This window comes from Halomonas sp. 11-S5 (assembly GCF_029889825.1).
Lineage (GTDB): Bacteria > Pseudomonadota > Gammaproteobacteria > Pseudomonadales > Halomonadaceae > Halomonas.
In genome coordinates this window covers 189,120-205,903 of the sequence record NZ_JARANW010000003.1, presented here as the reverse complement: position 1 = coordinate 205,903, position 16,784 = coordinate 189,120, and the positions used below count along the sequence as shown (strand labels likewise).

General features: G+C 66.2%; 21 protein-coding genes. 3 read left to right on the top strand and 18 right to left on the bottom strand.

The window, feature by feature from the left end; all coding sequences use genetic code 11:
• Positions 1-3 precede the first annotated feature (3 nt).
• Positions 4-582, top strand: a complete 579-nt coding sequence (locus OP497_RS04025; RefSeq protein ID WP_280546698.1) for a BON domain-containing protein — start codon at positions 4-6, stop codon at positions 580-582.
• 94 nt (positions 583-676) lie between these two features.
• Here OP497_RS04025 and OP497_RS04020 read toward each other — a convergent pair whose 3' ends face one another.
• The 8 genes from OP497_RS04020 to zapE form a co-directional block, all read right to left on the bottom strand.
• Positions 677-1,132, bottom strand: a complete 456-nt coding sequence (locus OP497_RS04020; protein ID WP_280546697.1) for a ClpXP protease specificity-enhancing factor — start codon at positions 1,130-1,132, stop codon at positions 677-679.
• A gap of 47 nt (positions 1,133-1,179) precedes the next feature.
• The gene (sspA, locus tag OP497_RS04015) at positions 1,180-1,806 is read right to left on the bottom strand and encodes a stringent starvation protein SspA (RefSeq protein WP_280546696.1); all 627 of its coding nucleotides are present in this window, start codon (positions 1,804-1,806) and stop codon (positions 1,180-1,182) included.
• Positions 1,807-1,953: 147 nt separating this feature from the next.
• Positions 1,954-2,724 carry a cytochrome c1 gene (locus tag OP497_RS04010; RefSeq protein ID WP_280546695.1) on the bottom strand — a complete coding sequence of 257 codons (771 nt, stop codon included), beginning with the start codon at positions 2,722-2,724 and terminating at the stop codon, positions 1,954-1,956.
• A complete protein-coding gene (locus OP497_RS04005) occupies positions 2,724-3,983 on the bottom strand; it encodes a cytochrome bc complex cytochrome b subunit (protein WP_280546694.1) in 1,260 nt (419 codons plus the stop codon). The genes OP497_RS04010 and OP497_RS04005 overlap by 1 nt, the downstream gene beginning before the upstream one ends.
• The gene (gene petA, locus OP497_RS04000) at positions 3,983-4,582 is read right to left on the bottom strand and encodes a ubiquinol-cytochrome c reductase iron-sulfur subunit (RefSeq protein ID WP_280546693.1); all 600 of its coding nucleotides are present in this window, start codon (positions 4,580-4,582) and stop codon (positions 3,983-3,985) included. Before petA ends, OP497_RS04005 begins: the two co-directional genes overlap by 1 nt.
• A 220-nt stretch (positions 4,583-4,802) precedes the next feature.
• Complete coding sequence (gene rpsI / locus OP497_RS03995) at positions 4,803-5,192, bottom strand: 30S ribosomal protein S9 (RefSeq protein ID WP_280546692.1); 390 nt, start codon at positions 5,190-5,192, stop codon at positions 4,803-4,805.
• A 13-nt stretch (positions 5,193-5,205) separates the two neighbouring features.
• Complete coding sequence (gene rplM, locus OP497_RS03990; RefSeq protein WP_280546691.1) at positions 5,206-5,634, bottom strand: 50S ribosomal protein L13; 429 nt, start codon at positions 5,632-5,634, stop codon at positions 5,206-5,208.
• 253 nt (positions 5,635-5,887) lie between these two features.
• Complete coding sequence (zapE, locus tag OP497_RS03985) at positions 5,888-7,078, bottom strand: cell division protein ZapE (RefSeq protein WP_280546690.1); 1,191 nt, start codon at positions 7,076-7,078, stop codon at positions 5,888-5,890.
• Between the two features lie 198 nt (positions 7,079-7,276).
• Between zapE and OP497_RS03980 the strand changes: the two genes are divergently transcribed.
• Positions 7,277-7,720: a DUF1043 family protein gene (locus OP497_RS03980; protein WP_280546689.1), complete on the top strand. Its 444-nt coding sequence runs from the start codon at positions 7,277-7,279 to the stop codon at positions 7,718-7,720.
• Between the two features lie 59 nt (positions 7,721-7,779).
• On the opposite strand, the gene OP497_RS03975 is transcribed toward OP497_RS03980, so the two are convergent.
• Positions 7,780-8,541: a Nif3-like dinuclear metal center hexameric protein gene (locus OP497_RS03975; protein WP_280546688.1), complete on the bottom strand. Its 762-nt coding sequence runs from the start codon at positions 8,539-8,541 to the stop codon at positions 7,780-7,782.
• A gap of 102 nt (positions 8,542-8,643) precedes the next feature.
• Between OP497_RS03975 and OP497_RS03970 the strand changes: the two genes are divergently transcribed.
• Positions 8,644-9,876: a Do family serine endopeptidase gene (locus OP497_RS03970; protein ID WP_280546686.1), complete on the top strand. Its 1,233-nt coding sequence runs from the start codon at positions 8,644-8,646 to the stop codon at positions 9,874-9,876.
• A gap of 88 nt (positions 9,877-9,964) precedes the next feature.
• Here the strand turns inward: OP497_RS03970 and hisD are convergent, their stop codons facing one another.
• The 9 genes from hisD to OP497_RS03925 form a co-directional block, all read right to left on the bottom strand.
• Positions 9,965-11,287: a histidinol dehydrogenase gene (gene hisD, locus OP497_RS03965; RefSeq protein WP_280546685.1), complete on the bottom strand. Its 1,323-nt coding sequence runs from the start codon at positions 11,285-11,287 to the stop codon at positions 9,965-9,967.
• A gap of 79 nt (positions 11,288-11,366) precedes the next feature.
• Complete coding sequence (hisG, locus tag OP497_RS03960) at positions 11,367-12,029, bottom strand: ATP phosphoribosyltransferase (protein ID WP_280546683.1); 663 nt, start codon at positions 12,027-12,029, stop codon at positions 11,367-11,369.
• 20 nt (positions 12,030-12,049) lie between these two features.
• A complete protein-coding gene (gene murA / locus OP497_RS03955; protein ID WP_280546682.1) occupies positions 12,050-13,312 on the bottom strand; it encodes a UDP-N-acetylglucosamine 1-carboxyvinyltransferase in 1,263 nt (420 codons plus the stop codon).
• A gap of 13 nt (positions 13,313-13,325) precedes the next feature.
• Entirely contained in the window at positions 13,326-13,580 is a 255-nt protein-coding gene (locus tag OP497_RS03950; RefSeq protein WP_133635911.1) for a BolA family protein, read from the bottom strand.
• 139 nt (positions 13,581-13,719) lie between these two features.
• On the bottom strand, positions 13,720-14,046 hold the full coding sequence (locus OP497_RS03945) for an STAS domain-containing protein (protein ID WP_280546679.1): 327 nt from the start codon (positions 14,044-14,046) through the stop codon (positions 13,720-13,722).
• The gene (locus tag OP497_RS03940) at positions 14,043-14,696 is read right to left on the bottom strand and encodes an ABC transporter substrate-binding protein (RefSeq protein WP_280546677.1); all 654 of its coding nucleotides are present in this window, start codon (positions 14,694-14,696) and stop codon (positions 14,043-14,045) included. Before OP497_RS03940 ends, OP497_RS03945 begins: the two co-directional genes overlap by 4 nt.
• Positions 14,697-14,701: 5 nt before the next feature.
• Positions 14,702-15,166 carry an outer membrane lipid asymmetry maintenance protein MlaD gene (gene mlaD / locus OP497_RS03935; RefSeq protein ID WP_280546676.1) on the bottom strand — a complete coding sequence of 155 codons (465 nt, stop codon included), beginning with the start codon at positions 15,164-15,166 and terminating at the stop codon, positions 14,702-14,704.
• A gap of 16 nt (positions 15,167-15,182) precedes the next feature.
• Positions 15,183-15,965 (bottom strand): lipid asymmetry maintenance ABC transporter permease subunit MlaE, encoded by a 783-nt coding sequence (gene mlaE, locus OP497_RS03930; protein ID WP_280546675.1) that lies wholly within the window; start codon positions 15,963-15,965, stop codon positions 15,183-15,185.
• Entirely contained in the window at positions 15,962-16,774 is an 813-nt protein-coding gene (locus OP497_RS03925; RefSeq protein WP_280546674.1) for an ATP-binding cassette domain-containing protein, read from the bottom strand. The genes mlaE and OP497_RS03925 overlap by 4 nt, the downstream gene beginning before the upstream one ends.
• Positions 16,775-16,784 lie beyond the last annotated feature (10 nt).

The window sequence follows — 16,784 nt, the reverse complement described above, 5'->3', positions numbered from 1 at the left end:
CCCATGACCAGGAAGTCCCTTCTTACCCCCCTGCTGCTCACCCTCGGCCTCGGCCTCGCCGGCTGCACCACCGTGACCGGCGTCACCACCCCCGGAACCATCGACGAGAACTACGGCGAGCGCACCTTCGGCACCCAGGTCGAGGACGAGAGCATCGAGACCAAGATTGGCCACAACCTCGGCCGCACCGATGCCCGGCTGGGCGATGCCCGCATCAATGTCGACAGCTTCAACGGCGTGGTGCTGCTCACCGGCCAGGTGCCCAGCGATGAACTCAAGGCGAAGGCCGAGCAGGTCGCCGATAAGGTGCGCAACGTGCGCGAGGTGCACAACGAGCTCTCCATCGCCGCCAACCTGCCGGCCAGCCAGCGCCTCGCCGACACCTGGCTGAGCACCCGCATCCGTACCAGCCTGGCGGCCAACCAGGAGATCGACTCGGGGCGCATCCGGGTGATCGTCGAGAACAACAGCGTCTACCTGATGGGTATCGTCACTCGCAACGAGGCAGAGCGCATCGTCCAGGCCGTCTCCAACGTCGGCGGCATGCAGCGCATCGTCAAGGTCTTCGACTACCTGGACTGAGCACCCTCCGGAACGCGAAACGGCAGGCCAGTGGCCTGCCGTTTCGCGTTGATGACCCGCCTCTGGGGAGAGCGGCAACCCGATCACTAGCGGATCACTTGATGACCCGCAGCGAGGGACGCCCCTTGCGCGGCGGCGCCTCGTCGCCTTGATCCTCTTCCGATGGAGCGTCATCGGCACTCTCCACCTCATTGAGCCGGGGCTCCTTCTCCTCCGCCTCGGCGGCCTCGACCGGAATCACCGGCTCATGACCGAACACCATGCCCACGCCGCTCTCTCGGGCGTAGATCGCGATCAGCGCCTCGATGGGCACCATCACCTGCATGGGACGGCCGCCGAAACGCGCCGAGAAGCTCACCGCTGCGTTCTCCATGGCAAAGTCACGCACGGCGGTGGGTGCCAGGTTCAGCACGATCTGGCCGTTCTGCACGAACTGGCGGGGGACCTCGACCCCCGCCTGCTCGGCATCGACGACGATGTAGGGAGTCAGGTCGTTGTCCAGCAGCCACTGGTAAAGGGCCCTGGCAATATAGGGACGGCTCGATTGCATCGTTTGGCCCTCCTGGGCCGGGGACCCGGTCTACACCGGGTCGAAGTTCAGGGGCGCATCTCGCGTTCGCTTTCGCTGAGGGCTGCCTTGAAGCCATCGCGGCCGAACACACGCTCCATGTAGCTCATCAGCGGCTTGACCTGTTTCTCGGGCAGCTCGATACCCAGCACCGGCAGGCGCCAGAGGATCGGGGCCAGGCAACAGTCCACCAGGGTGAACTCCTCACTCATGAAATAGGGCATGTCCTCGAAGATCGGCGAGATACCGACCAGGCTCTCGCGCAGCTCCTTGCGGGCCTTCTCGGCGTCCTTCTTCGCGCCGCGCTGGATCTGCTCGACCAGCGGACACCATTCACGCTCGATGCGGTGCATCCACAGGCGGCTCTTGGCACGCGCCACGGGATAGACGGGTAGCAACGGCGGATGCGGGAAACGCTCGTCGAGGTACTCCATCATCACCTTGGACTCGTAGAGCACCAGGTCGCGATCGAGCAGCGTGGGCACGCTGTTGTAGGGGTTGAGGTCGGCGAGTTCCTCGGGGTGCTGCTCGTCGGTCACCTCGACGATATCGACGGCCACACCCTTCTCGGCGAGCACGATTCGCACACGATGACTGTAATGGTCACCCCCTCCAGAATAGAAGATCATCGACGACCGCTTGGCCACTACACCCATGTAACAATCCTCGCATCAGTTCGTGCCGAGATGATAACACGACCAGCCCCGCCTTGAGGGCCATCGTGCTGCCCGGTATCGGGCAGAGACCACGAGGGGCGCATGGCCCTCGACCATGCGCCCCCGTGGACGACCGTCACTGACGGATCAGTGAACGTCGCGCCAGTACTCGCGCTTGAGCAAGTAGGAGATAACCCCGAAGATGAAGATGAAGATCAGCACCTTCGGCCCCAGCGACTGCGCCTGCAGCTTGGACGGCTCGCCCACGTAGGCGAGGAAGTTGGTCAGGTCGTAGACCGCCTCCTCGAATTCCGCAGGCTCCAGTTCGCCGGGCTGGGTGATCTGCAGGGTTTCGCAGGACTGGTACTTGCCGGTCAGGGGATCGAGCTCGGCCCCCTCGACCGGCTTGTCCGTCGCGGCGCAGACCTTCTCCTGCACACCCTGCAGCGGCTCCAGCACGTTGGGCATGGCCACCAGCGGGAAGACCTTGTTGTTGACGCCAGTGGGACGTGTCGGATCCTTGTAGAAACTCTGCAGGTACGTATAGATCCAGTCGGTGCCGCGCAGGCGCGACTCGAGAGTCAGGTCGGGGGGCGGCGCACCGAACCAATTTTTGGCATCGCCGTTATTCATGGCGATATGCATCTGGTCGTTGAAGGCCAGGTCAGAGGAGAAGATCAGGTTCTTCTCGACGAGCTCCTGGGGGATGTCCAGGTCCTCGGCGGCGCGCGCGAAACGCTGATACGCCAGCGAATGGCAGCCCATGCAATAGTTGACAAACAGCTTCATGCCGTTCTGCAGGGAGGCCTTGTCCTCAAGGTCCGGGGTCATCTCCTCCAGATGGACGCCACCGCCTCCGGCAGCGAACCCGACCATCGGCACCAGCGCGAAGAGCAGTGCGAACAGTTGCTTTTTCATTAGCCAGTCACCCTTTCCGGAACGGGTTTGGTCTTCTCCAGCCGGGTGTAGAACGGCATCAGCAGGAAGAAGGCGAAGTAGATGACGGTACATAACTGGGACAGCTGCGTGCGCCCCTCGGTGACCGGCAGTACCCCGAGCACACCCAGGACCACGAAGCTGATCGCGAACAGCGCCAGCATGACCTTGGACATCCAGCCCTTGTAGCGTATGGAGCGCACCGGGCTGCGATCGAGCCAAGGCAGCACGAACAGGATGGCAATCGCCCCACCCATCGCGATGACACCCAGGAACTTGGCCTCGAGGCCGAACAGCGAGAAGGTGATCGCACGCAGCATCGCGTAGAAGGGCGTGAAGTACCATACCGGCGCGATGTGAATGGGTGTCGTCAGCGGATCAGCCGGCTGGAAGTTGGGTTTCTCGAGGAAGTAGCCGCCCCCTTCCGGGAAGTAGAAGATCACTACGCAGAAGACGAACAGGAACACCGCCACGCCGACGAGGTCCTTCACCGTGTAATACGGATGGAAGGGGATGCCGTCCAGCGGCTTGCCGGCCTCGTCCTTCTTCTTCTTGATATCGATGCCGTCGGGATTGTTGGACCCGACCTCGTGCAGGGCGATGATGTGCAGCACCACCAGCGCCAGAATGACGATCGGCAGCGCCACCACGTGCAGGGCGAAGAAGCGGTTGAGGGTGATACCCGAGATCAGGAAGTCACCACGAATCCACTGGGTCAGGTCGGGCCCGATGGCCGGAATCGCCGAGAACAGCGAGATGATGACCTGGGCGCCCCAGTAGGACATCTGCCCCCAGGGCAGCAGGTAGCCCATGAAGGCCTCGGCCATCAGCGCCAGGTAGATGGCCATGCCAAAGATCCACACCAGCTCGCGGGGCGCCTTGTAGGAGCCGTAGAGCAGCCCGCGGAACATGTGCAGGTAGACCACCACGAAGAATGCCGAGGCGCCGGTGGAGTGCATGTAGCGGATCAGCCAGCCGAACTCCACGTCACGCATGATGTACTCGACCGAGGCGAAGGCGCCCTCGGCGGTGGGATTGTAGCTCATGGTCAGCCAGACACCGGTGAGGATCTGGTTGACTAGCGCCAGTAGCGCCAGCGAACCGAAGAAATACCAGAAGTTGAAGTTCTTCGGCGCGTAATACTGTGCCATGTGGTCCTGCCACATCTGGGTGGCCGGGAAGCGGTCATCGACCCAGCGCATCAAGCCGCGCTCCGCCTTGACCTTGTTAGGGTTAGCCATCAGGCAGTCTCCTCATCTTCGCCGACAGTGATCAGCACATCGCTGTCGAAACGGTAAGGCGGCACTTCGAGGTTGGCCGGTGCCGGCACGTTGCGGAACACCCGACCGGCCAGATCGAAGCGCGAACCGTGACAGGGGCAGAAGAAGCCACCCGGCCAGTCATCCACGCCGACCCCTTCGGCATCCGGCTCGGGCTTGAACAGCGGTGAGCAGCCCAGGTGAGTGCAGATGCCGACGATCACGCCGATTTCCGGCTTGATGGAGCGCAGCAGACCCTCGATGTAGGCGGGCTGCTGGGGCACTTCGGACTGTGGGTCAACCAGCCGGTCGGCCTCGATAGACTTGGTACGCTCGATCATCTCCGGAGAGCGATTGAGGATCCATACCGGCTTGCCCCGCCACTCGACGGTCATGCGCTGCCCGGGTTCGAGCTTCGACACGTCGGCCTGGACGGGGGCACCCGCCGCTTTTGCCCTGGCACTCGGCTGCCAGGAAGCCACAAAGGGGACCGCAACCCCGACGGCACCCACCGCACCCACGACGGTGGTGGCACCTACGAGGAAACGGCGCCGACCCTTGTTTACGCCGTTATCTGCCATTTTCAGGTTTCTCCCATCAGCTTACCCGTTGTTCCATCACGAGCAGTGAATCCCCCGCGACCACGGATACCAAATGCAGTGTATGGTAAAAAATCGTGTCGCCCCGCACAAGGAAAGGTTCCCTTAGCAAGCGGGAAACCTGACGACAAATTCTTGATCCAGAACAAAAAACGCCCAGGTCGCTGGACCTGGGCGTTTTCGTGCGGCGATACGAGGCGTATCAGCGCTTGGAGAACTGCGGGCGACGACGCGCCTTGCGCAGGCCGATCTTCTTGCGCTCGACCTGACGGGCGTCACGGGTGACATAGCCCGCTTCGCGCAGCTGGCCGCGGAAGTCCTCATTGTAGTCCAACAGGGCACGGGTGATGCCGTGACGGATGGCGCCCGCCTGGGACGAACCACCACCACCCTTGACAGTGACGTAGACGTCGAACTGACCGAGGGTCTCGGTCAGCTCGAGCGGCTGGCGAACCACCATGCGACCAGTGACGCGGCCGAAATACTGGTCCAGCTCATGGCTGTTGACGGTGATCTTGCCGGTGCCCGGCTTCATGAAAACGCGGGCGGTAGAGGTCTTGCGGCGCCCGGTACCGTAATACTGCTGTGTCATGGCGAAGATTCCCTCAGATGTTCAGTGCTTGCGGCTGCTGGGCAGCGTGCGGATGCTCGGTGCCGGCGTAGACCTTCAGCTTGGTATACATGGCACGACCCAGGGGACCCTTCGGCAACATGCCCTTGACGGCCGACTCGATGACACGCTCTGGTGCGTGGGCGATCATCTTCTCGAAATTCATGGAGCGCAGGCCACCCGGGTAGCCGGTATGGCGGTAGTAGGTCTTGGCGCGGGCCTTGTTGCCGGTGACCTGGACCTTCTCGGCATTGATCACGACGATGTAGTCGCCGCCATCAACATGCGGGGTGTATTCCGGCTTGTGCTTCCCGCGCAGGCGACGAGCGATCTCGGTGGCCAGACGGCCGAGCGTCTTGTCCGTAGCATCGACGACGAACCAGTCGCGCTGGACGGACTGCGGTTTGGCAGTGAACGTCTTCATGGATGAATCACCATTTGATGTATTGGGTTCTGCCGCCGGGCGTCCGGCATGGAACCATCCCTATTTTTCTTGGTTGCCTGCTCCCTAAGGGCGAGGCAACAGTCGATCGAGCGCGCATTCTACACGAGCCGTCATCGTCAAGGCAATGCCGCACGCAAGCTCGAAGCCAGCATGCTACCGATGGCATTTGGCTCAAGGTTTTTCTTCCAGCTTCAAGCTTACGGCTTAAGACCCCCGGAGAAGCCAGGCCGGGTCAAGGCTTGTGCGGCAGTGCCAGGTAGTCGTGGGACTGCATCTCCTGGAGCCGCGAGAGGGTGCGCTGGAACTCGAACTCCAGGCGACCGTCGCGGTAGAGCTGCTCGGCTTGCACCTCGGCGGACATCAGCAGCTTGACGCCTCGGTCGTAGAACTCGTCGACCATGTTGATAAAGCGCCTGGCTTGGTCGTCCTGGGAGGCCCCCATGCGCGTGACGTTGGAGACCAGCACGCTGTGGAACTCGCGGGCCAGCTCGATGTAGTCGTTCTGACTACGGGGGCCATCGCAGAGCTCGCCGAACTCGAACCACACCACGTCGTCATGCAGCCGGCGGGCATGCAGCACGCGACGATTGATCTCGATCGGCGCCCCCGCCTCGCCCTCGTGGCCGGCGATCTCGCGGAAACTGCGGGCCAGTTCGGCCTCGGCCTCGTCGTCCAGCGGGGCATGGAAGATCTCGGCGCGCTCCAGGGCGCGCAGGCGGTAGTCGATCCCCGAGTCCACGTTGACCACCTCGCAGTGACGCTCGAGCAGGTCGATGGCCGGCAGGAAGCGGGCGCGCTGCAGGCCATCCTTGTAGAGCTCCCCGGGGACGATGTTCGAGGTCGCCACCAGCACCACGCCGTGCGCGAAGAGCGACTCGAGCAGGTTGGCCAGGATCATGGCATCGGTGATGTCCTTGACGAAGAACTCGTCGAAGCAGATGACCCGGGCCTCGGCCGCGAACTTGGCGGCGATCAGCGTCAGCGGGTTGCGCTCGCCCTTGTAGTGCTCGAGCTCGTTGTGCACCCGCTGCATGAAGCGGTGGAAGTGGGTGCGCATCTTTTCGGGAAAGGGCAGCGTCTCGAAGAAGGTATCCATGAGGTAGGTCTTGCCACGCCCTACCCCACCCCAGCAGTAGAGCCCATGGATCGCGGGCAGCGCCGGCGCGGATGGCTCCTCGCGATCGCGCCGGCCGAACAGGCCTGCCATACGTGACTTGAGCCCGCCACCGCGCTTCGGCGGCACCACCCGGGAGGGCGGGGTGGCCACCAGCTCGTCATAGAGACGTTGCAGGTGCTTCACCGCCTGCGCCTGGGCGGCGTCAGGCTGGAAACCGTGGCGCTCGAGGTCCGCTTGGTAACGGGTCATCGGCGTCTCGGGGCGCCGCGCATTGCGGGAAGCCGTGGGGGGGTGCGTCTCGCTCATGGGGATTCCTGAGGGCCGGTACTCGGGACGTTCGCGGGGCATTATACGCTTCCCGACCTCACTTGGCATCGCCGGCCACCGCGTTGACCCGGCGTACCGCGTCGCCCCTATAATGGACGCCCGGATCGAGTCCGGCCAGATGACGATACCCGCGCCTCGCGCGGCATGTCGTCCAACGCTCCAGGGAGAACGCACAACGTGGATGAGACCAACATCAACTGGGTGCTGGCCATCGCCTGCCTGCTGGCCGGCATCGGCATCGGCGCACTGGGCTACCACCTGCTCAATGCCAGCGCCGGCAACACCCAGCGCCTGCGCCAGCGTCTCGCCGAGCGCGAGCGCGAACTGGCGGAATTCAAGGACGGCATGGGCGACAGCATCGAACGTATCGCTCGGCTCGCCGAGAGCCTGCACCGCGAGAGCCAGGGCCTCGAGCAGGAAGCCGAAGAGGCCAGAGACCGCCTTGGCGCCCGCTCGCTGCGCCGCCAGGCCATGGACGCCGTCTCCCCCGACCCCGCCACGACCACGACGGAGCCCGCCGTGCCCCGGGATTACGCCGACGGCAACCGCGGCACCCTCTCCGAGGACTTCGGCCTCAAGAGCGGCGACGAGGCCGCCGCCCCCCAGCCGCCGCGCTACTGAGCCTGCCCTCTCGCTGGATGCTCACCCTCGACTCGACTGCTCTGGGGTGCGCGTTCTGCTCAGGCGGGGTTATCGATGTCGACGAAGCGATGCTCGAGACCGAACTCGGCCGCGAGCCACTCGCCCAGGGCCTGAACCCCGTAACGCTCGGTCGCATGGTGGCCCGCCGCCAGGTAGTGGATGCCCATCTCGCGGGCCAGGTGGGTGGTGCGTTCGGATATCTCGCCGGAGATGAAGGCATCGGCCCCGGCCTCCCGGGCATCGGCGATCATGTCCTGGGCCCCGCCGGTGCACCAGGCGACACGGCGAATCTCGCCGCCCCCCGGCGCCTCGATCAGCAGCGGCTCGCGACCCAGGCACGCCCCGACGTCGCGGGCCAGGCCGGCGGCGTCGAGACCCGGCCGCGGCTCACCCAGCCACACCAGCCCCTCGCCGAACTCGCCATCGGCGCAGCCCGTCACGGTGAAGCCTAGCCGGCGGCCAAGTTCAGCGTTGTTGCCGAGCTCGGGGTGGCTATCCAGTGGCAGGTGATAGGCCAACAGGTTAATGTCGTGGGCCAGCAGCGTCGCCAGGCGCCGACGCTTGATGCCGGTAATGGTGACCGGTTCGTTCTTCCAGAAGTAGCCGTGATGCACCAGCACGAGGTCGGCCTGCCAGGCCGCAGCTTCATCGAGCAGGGCCTGGCAGGCGGTCACCCCCGTCATGACCCGCGTGACTCGCTCGGTGCCGGCCACCTGCAAGCCGTTCACGGTGTAGTCCTTGAAGCGTTCGGGCTCCAGCAGTCGGTCGCAGGCGGCGACCAGGTCGTCTCGATTCGTCATGCAGCCTCCGGGCGCGGTCGGGTTGGCAATGTTACAATCCGTCCAGTGTAACAGCGGGAGGATAGCCCGCGATCCAGCACCGTCGACAAGGACCCCCGCTGCATGCGACGCACCCTGCTCCCCTACCTCTGGCCCGTCCTCATCGGTGTGCTGGCGGCCATCGTGTTGCTCAACGCCTTCCCGCAGCTGATCGGCCGACCGGCCCCGCCGCCGACAGCCCCCGTCACACCGGGGCTGGTACAGTCCGAGGACGAGACCCAGTCCCGCGAGACCCAGCCCCGCGAGGCCCCGGAGGTGCGCCAGGCCGAGCCCCTCACTCGCCAGCAGGGGCGTACCAGCTATGCGCAGGCGGTGGAGCGCGCCGCGCCGGCGGTCGTCAACATCTACTCCACCCGGGTGGTCGAGCGGGAGGAGCACCCCCTCATGTCGGACCCCTTCTTCCGCCAGTTCTTCGGTGACGAGCTGCCCAGCCGCCAACGCATGCTCTCCAGCCTCGGTTCCGGGGTCATCGTCAGTGACGATGGCTACGTGCTGACCAACCACCACGTGATCCGCGGTGCCGACCAGATCCAGGTCGCCCTGCGCGACGGTCGCGAGACCCTGGCCGAAGTGATCGGCACCGACCCCGAGAGCGACCTTGCCGTGTTGCGCATCGACCTGGAGTCGCTGCCGGTGATGGAGCTGACCGACACCACCGAGGTCGCCGTGGGCGACGTCTCGCTGGCCATCGGCAACCCCTTCGGGGTCGGCCAGACGGTGACCATGGGCATCATCAGCGCCACCGGGCGCAGCCACCTGGGACTCAATGCCTACGAGGACTTCATCCAGACCGATGCCGCCATCAACCCCGGCAACTCGGGGGGCGCGCTGGTCAACGCCGAGGGCGCCCTGGTCGGCATCAATACCGCCATCTTCTCGCGCTCCGGCGGTTCCCAGGGCATCGGCTTCGCGATCCCCGCCAACCTGGCCCGCAACATCCTCGAGGAGCTGGTCACCCGCGGGCGCGTCATCCGCGGCTGGATGGGCATCGAGGCCCAGGAGCTCAACCAGGAACTGGCCGCCTCCTTCGGCCTGCAGACGCCGGCCGGGGTGATCATCGCCGGCGTGGTGCCGGACGGCCCCGCCGACCGCGCGGGCCTGCAGCCCGGCGACGTGCTGCTGGAGGTCGACGGCCAGCCGGTGCTCGATCCCCGGCGCACCATGAGTGACCTCGCCGCGATGGCGCCCGGCACCCGCCTGCCACTCACGGTGGTGCGTGGCGGCGAGCGCCGCGAGGTGACCATCGAGCTCGGCGAGCGCCCGACCCCGGAGCCGCGCCGCCCCGACGGAGAGTGACGCCCCCAACGACGCGAGGGCCCCGCCGACTGGCGGGGCCCTCTGCTGTCATGGGGGCAATCATGCGCCACCTCCGCTCACCGGGGCGTCACGCCTTGAGGCGATACTCGGCCGAACGGGCATGGGCGGTGAGCGACTCGCCCCTGGCCAGCGTGGAGGCGACCTTGCCGAGTTCCCCGGCACCCTGTGCCGAGCAGTGGATGATCGAGGAGCGTTTCTGGAAGTCGTAGACCCCCAGCGGCGAGGAGAAGCGCGCCGTCCCCGAGGTGGGCAGCACGTGGTTAGGGCCGGCGCAGTAGTCGCCCAGCGCCTCGGCGGTATAGCGCCCCATGAAGATGGCCCCGGCATGGCGCACCTCCGGCAGCCAGCCCTCGGGATTGGCCACAGAGAGCTCCAGGTGCTCCGGGGCGATGCGGTTGATCAGCGCCAGCGCCTCGTCACGCCCCTGGCAGTGGATCAACGCACCGCGGCGGGCCAGCGACTCGCGCACGATGGGGGCGCGCTCCAGGGTCGGCAGCAGCCGCTCGATCGACGCCTCCACCGCCTGCAGGTGTTCGAGGTCCCAGCTCACCAGCACCGCCTGAGCATCCTCGTCGTGCTCGGCCTGGGAGAAGAGATCCATGGCCAGCCAGTCCGGGTCGGTACCGCCGTCCGAGACCACCAGGATCTCCGAGGGGCCGGCGATCATGTCGATGCCCACCTGGCCGAACACCGCCCGCTTGGCGGTCGCCACGTAGATGTTGCCCGGGCCGACGACCTTGTCCACCCGCGGCACCGTCTCGGTGCCGAAGGCCAGGGCCGCCACCGCCTGGGCGCCGCCGATGGTGAAGACATGGTCGACGCCGGCGAGATAAGCGGCGGCCAGCACCAGCTCGTTGAGGATGCCATCGGGGGTCGGCACCACCATGACGATCTCGCGCACCCCGGCCACATGAGCAGGAATGGCGTTCATCAGCACCGAGGAGGGGTAGGCCGCCTTGCCGCCCGGCACGTAGATGCCCGCGCGATCCAGGGGCGTGACCTGCTGGCCCAGCACGGTGCCGTCGGCCTCGGTGTAGTGCCAGGAGGCCGGCTTCTGGCGCTCGTGGTAGGCGCGGATGCGCTCGGCGGCGCTCGTCAGGGCCTCGCGCTGGTCGGCCGGCAGGCCTTCGAAGGCCTGGCGTAGCCGGCCCTCGCTCAGGGTCAGCTCGGCCATGGAAGAGACGGCGAGTCGGTCGAAGCGATTCGAGTACTCGACCAGGGCCGCATCGCCCCGGGCCTTGACAGCGGCGAGGATCTCGTCGACGCGCTGCTGGACCGCGGCATCGGAGACCCCCTCCCAGGCCAGCAGGTCGGCCAGGCGGCGATCGAAGTCGGCCTGCGAGGTCGACAGCCGGGCGATCTCGACGCCATCGGTGGGGGATTGGCTCATGGCAGTGACTTCCTCTCGAAACGGGGCTCGTTGTCTGTGAGACTGCCGCGGCGTCGGGCCGCGGGCAAGACAGGCATGGCTATGGAGCCGACACGGCAAGGCTATCGCGACGCGCCGCCACCGCTTCGCGCAGGCGGGCGATGAGCGGTTTCAGGCGTTCGTGCTTCATGGTCATCGCCGCCTTGTTAACCACCAGCCGCGTGCTGACCGGGGCGATCAGCTCGCGCGGCTCCATGCCGTTGGCCCTAAGGGTATTGCCGGTATCGACGATGTCGACGATCTCGTCGGCCAGGTTCATCAGCGGAGCCAGTTCCATGGCACCGTAGAGCTTGATCACCTCGGCCTGGATCCCCTGCTCGGCATACCAGCGGCGCGCCACGTTGACGAACTTGGTGGCCACCCGCCGGCGGGCCCGCGCCGGCTCGGCCCCGGTGACGCCGGCGGTCATCAGCCGGCAGCGGGCGATCTCCAGGTCGAGGGGCTCGTAGAGGCCCTCGACGCCGTGCTCGAGCAGCACGTCCTTGCCGGCCACGCCAAGATCCGCCGCCCCGAGCTGCACATAGGTCGGCACGTCCGTGGCCCGGATCACCACCAGCTTGACATCCGGCAGGTTGGTATCGAACAGCAGCTTGCGGCTCTTGCCCAGGTCCTCGACCGGGGCGATGCCGGCATCGGCCAGCAGCGGCAGGGTCTCGTCGAGAATGCGGCCCTTGGAGAGGGCCAGAATCAGTTGCTTGCTCATGGTCTCGCCTGTAGGTCGGCTCAGCCGGGGATGCGCCTGATGCGCGCGCCCAGCAGCTGCAGTTTTTCCTCGATGCATTCGTAGCCGCGGTCGATATGGTAGATCCGGTCGACCAGGGTCTCGCCCTCGGCCATCATCGCCGCGATCACCAGCGAGGCGGAAGCGCGCAGATCGGTGGCCATCACCGGTGCTCCGGAGAGGGTCTCGACCCCGGTGATCACCGCGGTGTTGCCTTCCAGGGCGATGTCGGCCCCCATGCGGTTGAGCTCCTGCACGTGCATGAAACGGTTCTCGAAGATGGTCTCCACCACCCGGGCGGTGCCCTCGGCCACCGCGTTCATCGCCACGAACTGGGCCTGCATGTCGGTAGGAAAGGCCGGATAGGGCGCGGTGCGCACGTTGACCGCCTTCGGCCGCCGGCCCTGCATGTCGAGCGCGATCCAGCCCTCGCCGGTGGTGATGGTGGCTCCCGCCTCCTCGAGCTTGGCCAGCACCGCATCGAGGATGTCGGCGCGGGTGTTGCGCACCCGCACCCGCCCCCGGGAGAGCGCGGCCGCCACCAGGAAGGTGCCGGTCTCGATGCGGTCGGGCATGACGTCATGGTAGGCGCCGTGCAGCCGCTCGACGCCCTCGATGACGATGGTGTCGGTGCCGTGGCCGCGAATCTTCGCACCCATCTTGTTCAGGCACTCGGCCAGGTCGACCACCTCGGGCTCCCGGGCGGCGTTCTCCAGCACCGTGGTGCCGTCCGCCAGGGTCGCCGCCATCAGCAGGTTCTCGGTGCCGGTCACGGTGACGGTATCGAAGAAGATGGTGGCGCCGTGCAGTCGGCCATCGACCCGTGCCCGGATGTAGCCGGCCTCGACGCTGATCTCGGCCCCCATGGCCTCGAGGCCGCGGATGTGCAGGTCCACCGGGCGCGAGCCGATGGCACAGCCGCCGGGCAGCGAGACGTCCGCATGGCCGAAGTGGGCCAACAGCGGACCGAGCACCAGGATCGAGGCGCGCATCTTCTTGACCAGCTCGTAGGGCGCGTGACAGTCGGCGACCTGGGCGCCGTCGAGCTGAATGCACATCCTGTCGCCCATTACCGCCTCAACGCCCATGTGGCCGAGCAGCTCCAGGGTGGTGGTGATGTCCTGCAGGTGCGGCAGATTGCCGATGGTCACCGGCTCGTCGGCCAGCAGGGTCGCGCAGAGGATCGGCAGGGCGGCATTCTTGGCACCGCTGGCCCAGACCTCGCCGTCGACGGGGCCATTGCCGGTAATGATCAACTTGTCCATGGAAGGTCGACCGTCAGGCCCCCTGGTTGTCGGTGGCGGCCTGCCACTGCTGCGGGGTATAGGTCTTGATGCTCACCGCATGCAGGGCGCCGGAGGCGATCTCCTCGGAGAGCGCGCCATAGATCATCTGCTGGCGCTTGACCGGCGAGAGCCCCTCGAAGACCTCGCCCACGGCCACCACCTGGAAGTTGCAGCCTTCGCCCTGGATATGGAACTCGCAGCCGTCGAGTCGGCTCTCGAGCAGCGCCTTCACTTCGCTCGGTTGCATGGCACCGGCACTCCTGTGGTTCGTCGATTCGTCGGGGGCACGCTGCCAACGGCCACGCCGTGGCCCCGGCAGCGGAAATCTCATGGCAGCACATGGTAAAGAAAAGCACCGCGCTTGGCGATGGGAAGGGAGGTGCGGCTCAGGCGGCGACCGGCAGCAGAGTATCCAGCCCGGCGACCCGGGTCAGGCGCTCGAGGGGAACCGAGAGGCGCACGGTGGACACCTCGACGCCGGCATCACGGGCCTGGCGGGTCCACTCCAGCAGCACGCTGAGCGCCGCGCTGCTGACCCGGCCAACACCGCTCAGGTCGAAGGCCACCTCGCTGCCGGCCGACCGCTCGGCCAGCCAGGCGCTGCCGGCCTCAGCCATCGCCGAGGCCCCCTCGAAGCCCACCTCGCCGGTGACCGTCAGCACGGCATCACCGGCCTCGAGGCGGGCCCCGTTATGCTCGAGCAGCACGCTCATGCGCTGCCGCCCTCTTCCAGTTCCTCGACAGCAAGCTCGGGCGCCCAGTCATCGATGACCGCGTCATAGTCGCGATTTTGGTCGCGCATCGCCTGGTCGAACTGGTTGCGGAAGGTGAGCCCCAGGTTGATGCCGTTGACGATCACGTTGACTACCTTCCACTGGCCGTCGTCCAGGCGCAGCGAATAGCTGACCGGATAGACGCTGCCGTCGTTGGCCACCACCTCCATGGCCACGCTGGCCTGGTCCTCGTAGCGCGAGGTCTGCTGGTTGTCGAGCACCCGAATCTCGCGATAGTCGAAGGTGACCAGACCCTTGGCGTAGGTGTCGATCAACGTCTTGCGGAAGGTCTCGACGAAGCGCGAGCGCTGCTGCGGCGTGGCGTTGCTGAAGTAGCGCCCCATCACGCTGGCGCCGATATAGCGAAAATCGGCCACGTCCTCGAGGCTGTCGTCGACGATCGCCTCGAGCTCGTCGAGGTGGTCGGCGAAATAGGCCTCGCGCCCCTCGATGCGCGTCATCAGCTCGTCGATACTGTCGCGGATCATCTGCTCAGGGCGCTGATCGTGCTGCGCGGCCAGCAACGGCAATGCCAGCACCAGCAGGCCGAGCCCGGCGAACAGCGCGCGTAGGTTCATCATCTTCTTCATCTCGTTCACTCCTTGGCCATGCTGGACACGAACTGCTGGATCAGCTCCTCGAGCACCAGGGCAGACTGGGTATCGCGCAGGGTATCGCCATCGGCGAGGGTCTCGGGCGCGCCGCCCACCGAGAGCCCGATATACTGTTCCCCCAGCAGGCCCGCGGTAAGGATGGCAGCAGTGCTGTCCTCCGGGAGCTGGCCTTCCAGCTGGCCATCGAGCTCCATCACCACTCGCGCATCGTACCAGTCGGTATCCAGCTCAATGGCCTCGACCCGCCCCACCGTGACACCGGCCATCGTCACCCGCGCCCGCGGCTTGAGGCCGCCGATATTGGCGAAGTTGGCTTCCAGCCGGAAGGTCTCGCTGGGCAGGGCGAGGCTCAGGCCGCTGACCCTCAACCCCAAAAACACCAGGCCCAGGATGCCGGCCAGCATGAACAGGCCGACCCCGAGCTCCATCGTCTTGCTGCGCTTCATCCGTTTGCTCCGAACATCAGGAAAGCTCTCCGAACATCAGGGCGGTGAGCACGAAATCCAGGCCCAGTACCGCCAGAGAGGAATAGACCACCGTGCGGGTGGTGGCTCGCGAGATACCTTCCGAGGTGGGGATCAGGTCATAGCCCTGGAACACCGCGATCCAGGTCACCACCAGGGCGAACACCAGGCTCTTGATCAGGCCGTTGCCGACATCATCGACAAACCCGACGCTGGCCTGCATGTTACCCCAGTAGGAGCCCTCGAAGACGCCGAGCCACTCGACCCCGACCAGCTGGCCGCCCCAGACGCCCACCGCGCTGAAACCGATGGTCAACAAAGGCAGGGCCACAAAGCCGGCCCAGAGTCGTGGCGCGACCACGCGCCGCAGCGGGTCGACGCCGATCATCTCCATGCTGGTCAGCTGCTCGGTGGCCTTCATCAGGCCGATCTCGGCGGTCAGGGCCGAGCCGGCACGGCCGGCAAACAGCAGCGCCGCCACCACCGGTCCCAGCTCGCGCAGCAGGGAGAGGGCTACCATCTGCCCCAGCGCCTGTTCGGCCCCGAAGTCGACCAGGATGGTGTAACCCTGCAGGGCCAGCACCATGCCGATGAACAGCCCCGAGACCAGCACGATGGCCAGCGACATCACGCCGACAAAGTGCATCTGCCGCACCCAGAGGTGGAGGCCCTCGCGGGACGGCACCCCCACCGCCGACTGGCCGAGGAATATCCCGGCGCGACCCAGCGACTCCAGCAGAGCGCAGCCTTGCCGGCCCAGATGTTGAATGCGGTCGATCATCGCGGTCCCCCGCTGCCCAGGATATCGGCATGGAAATCCATCGCCGGGTAATGGAAGGGCACCGGCCCGTCGGGCTCGCCGTGCATGAACTGGCTGACCCGGGGATCGAGGTCCGCATCGAGGCTCGCCGGCGTGCCATGGGCCATCACCTGGCCATCGGCGATCACGTAGACGTAGTCGGCGATGCTCAGGGTTTCCTTGATGTCGTGGGATACGATCACCGCCGTCAGTCCCAGGGCCTCGTTGAGGCGCTTGATCAGCTGCACCAGCACGCCCAGGGAGATGGGGTCCTGGCCGGCGAAGGGCTCATCGTAGAGGATCAGCTCCGGGTCCAGGGCGATGGCGCGTGCCAGCGCTACCCGGCGGGCCATGCCGCCGGAAAGCTCCGAGGGCATCAGCCCCCGGGCCCCGCGCAGCCCGACGGCCTGCAGCTTCATCAGCACCACGTCACGGATCATTGCCTCGGGCAGGTCGGTATGCACCCGCAGCGGGAAGGCCACGTTCTCGTAGACATCAATATCGGAAAACAGCGCCCCGCTCTGGAACAGCATCCCCATGCGTCGGCGCAGCACGAACAGCGCCTTGCGCGACAGCGCATGGACGTCCTGGCCATCGATGCGAACATGCCCCGCATCTGGGGTCAGCTGACCGCCGATCATCTTGAGCAAGGTAGTCTTGCCGGTACCACTGGGGCCCATGATGGCCGTGATCCGGCCGCGCGGGATGACCAGATCGATGCCGCGGAAGATGTCCATCTCGCCGCGCGAGAAGTGCAGGCTCTCCACTTCCACGAAGGGCGAGTCCGTCATCGTTTTACCA

What these genes read in the sequence shown, in the direction of transcription:
- hisD (WP_280546685.1), bottom strand. Translation starts at nt 11,287, where the DNA reads ATGAGCCAATCCCCCACCGATGGCGTCGAGATCGCCCGGCTGTCGACC.
- zapE (WP_280546690.1), bottom strand. Translation starts at nt 7,078, where the DNA reads ATGAGCGAGACGCACCCCCCCACGGCTTCCCGCAATGCGCGGCGCCCC.
- petA (WP_280546693.1), bottom strand. Translation starts at nt 4,582, where the DNA reads ATGGCAGATAACGGCGTAAACAAGGGTCGGCGCCGTTTCCTCGTAGGT.
- OP497_RS04020 (WP_280546697.1), bottom strand. Translation starts at nt 1,132, where the DNA reads ATGCAATCGAGCCGTCCCTATATTGCCAGGGCCCTTTACCAGTGGCTG.
- rplM (WP_280546691.1), bottom strand. Translation starts at nt 5,634, where the DNA reads ATGAAGACGTTCACTGCCAAACCGCAGTCCGTCCAGCGCGACTGGTTC.
- mlaD (WP_280546676.1), bottom strand. Translation starts at nt 15,166, where the DNA reads ATGAAGCGCAGCAAGACGATGGAGCTCGGGGTCGGCCTGTTCATGCTG.
- OP497_RS03940 (WP_280546677.1), bottom strand. Translation starts at nt 14,696, where the DNA reads ATGAAGAAGATGATGAACCTACGCGCGCTGTTCGCCGGGCTCGGCCTG.
- sspA (WP_280546696.1), bottom strand. Translation starts at nt 1,806, where the DNA reads ATGGGTGTAGTGGCCAAGCGGTCGTCGATGATCTTCTATTCTGGAGGG.
- murA (WP_280546682.1), bottom strand. Translation starts at nt 13,312, where the DNA reads ATGGACAAGTTGATCATTACCGGCAATGGCCCCGTCGACGGCGAGGTC.
- hisG (WP_280546683.1), bottom strand. Translation starts at nt 12,029, where the DNA reads ATGAGCAAGCAACTGATTCTGGCCCTCTCCAAGGGCCGCATTCTCGAC.
- mlaE (WP_280546675.1), bottom strand. Translation starts at nt 15,965, where the DNA reads ATGATCGACCGCATTCAACATCTGGGCCGGCAAGGCTGCGCTCTGCTG.
- OP497_RS03945 (WP_280546679.1), bottom strand. Translation starts at nt 14,046, where the DNA reads ATGAGCGTGCTGCTCGAGCATAACGGGGCCCGCCTCGAGGCCGGTGAT.
- OP497_RS03950 (WP_133635911.1), bottom strand. Translation starts at nt 13,580, where the DNA reads ATGCAACCGAGCGAAGTGAAGGCGCTGCTCGAGAGCCGACTCGACGGC.
- OP497_RS04025 (WP_280546698.1), top strand. Translation starts at nt 4, where the DNA reads ATGACCAGGAAGTCCCTTCTTACCCCCCTGCTGCTCACCCTCGGCCTC.
- OP497_RS04005 (WP_280546694.1), bottom strand. Translation starts at nt 3,983, where the DNA reads ATGGCTAACCCTAACAAGGTCAAGGCGGAGCGCGGCTTGATGCGCTGG.
- rpsI (WP_280546692.1), bottom strand. Translation starts at nt 5,192, where the DNA reads ATGACACAGCAGTATTACGGTACCGGGCGCCGCAAGACCTCTACCGCC.
- OP497_RS03970 (WP_280546686.1), top strand. Translation starts at nt 8,644, where the DNA reads ATGCGACGCACCCTGCTCCCCTACCTCTGGCCCGTCCTCATCGGTGTG.
- OP497_RS03975 (WP_280546688.1), bottom strand. Translation starts at nt 8,541, where the DNA reads ATGACGAATCGAGACGACCTGGTCGCCGCCTGCGACCGACTGCTGGAG.
- OP497_RS04010 (WP_280546695.1), bottom strand. Translation starts at nt 2,724, where the DNA reads ATGAAAAAGCAACTGTTCGCACTGCTCTTCGCGCTGGTGCCGATGGTC.
- OP497_RS03925 (WP_280546674.1), bottom strand. Translation starts at nt 16,774, where the DNA reads ATGACGGACTCGCCCTTCGTGGAAGTGGAGAGCCTGCACTTCTCGCGC.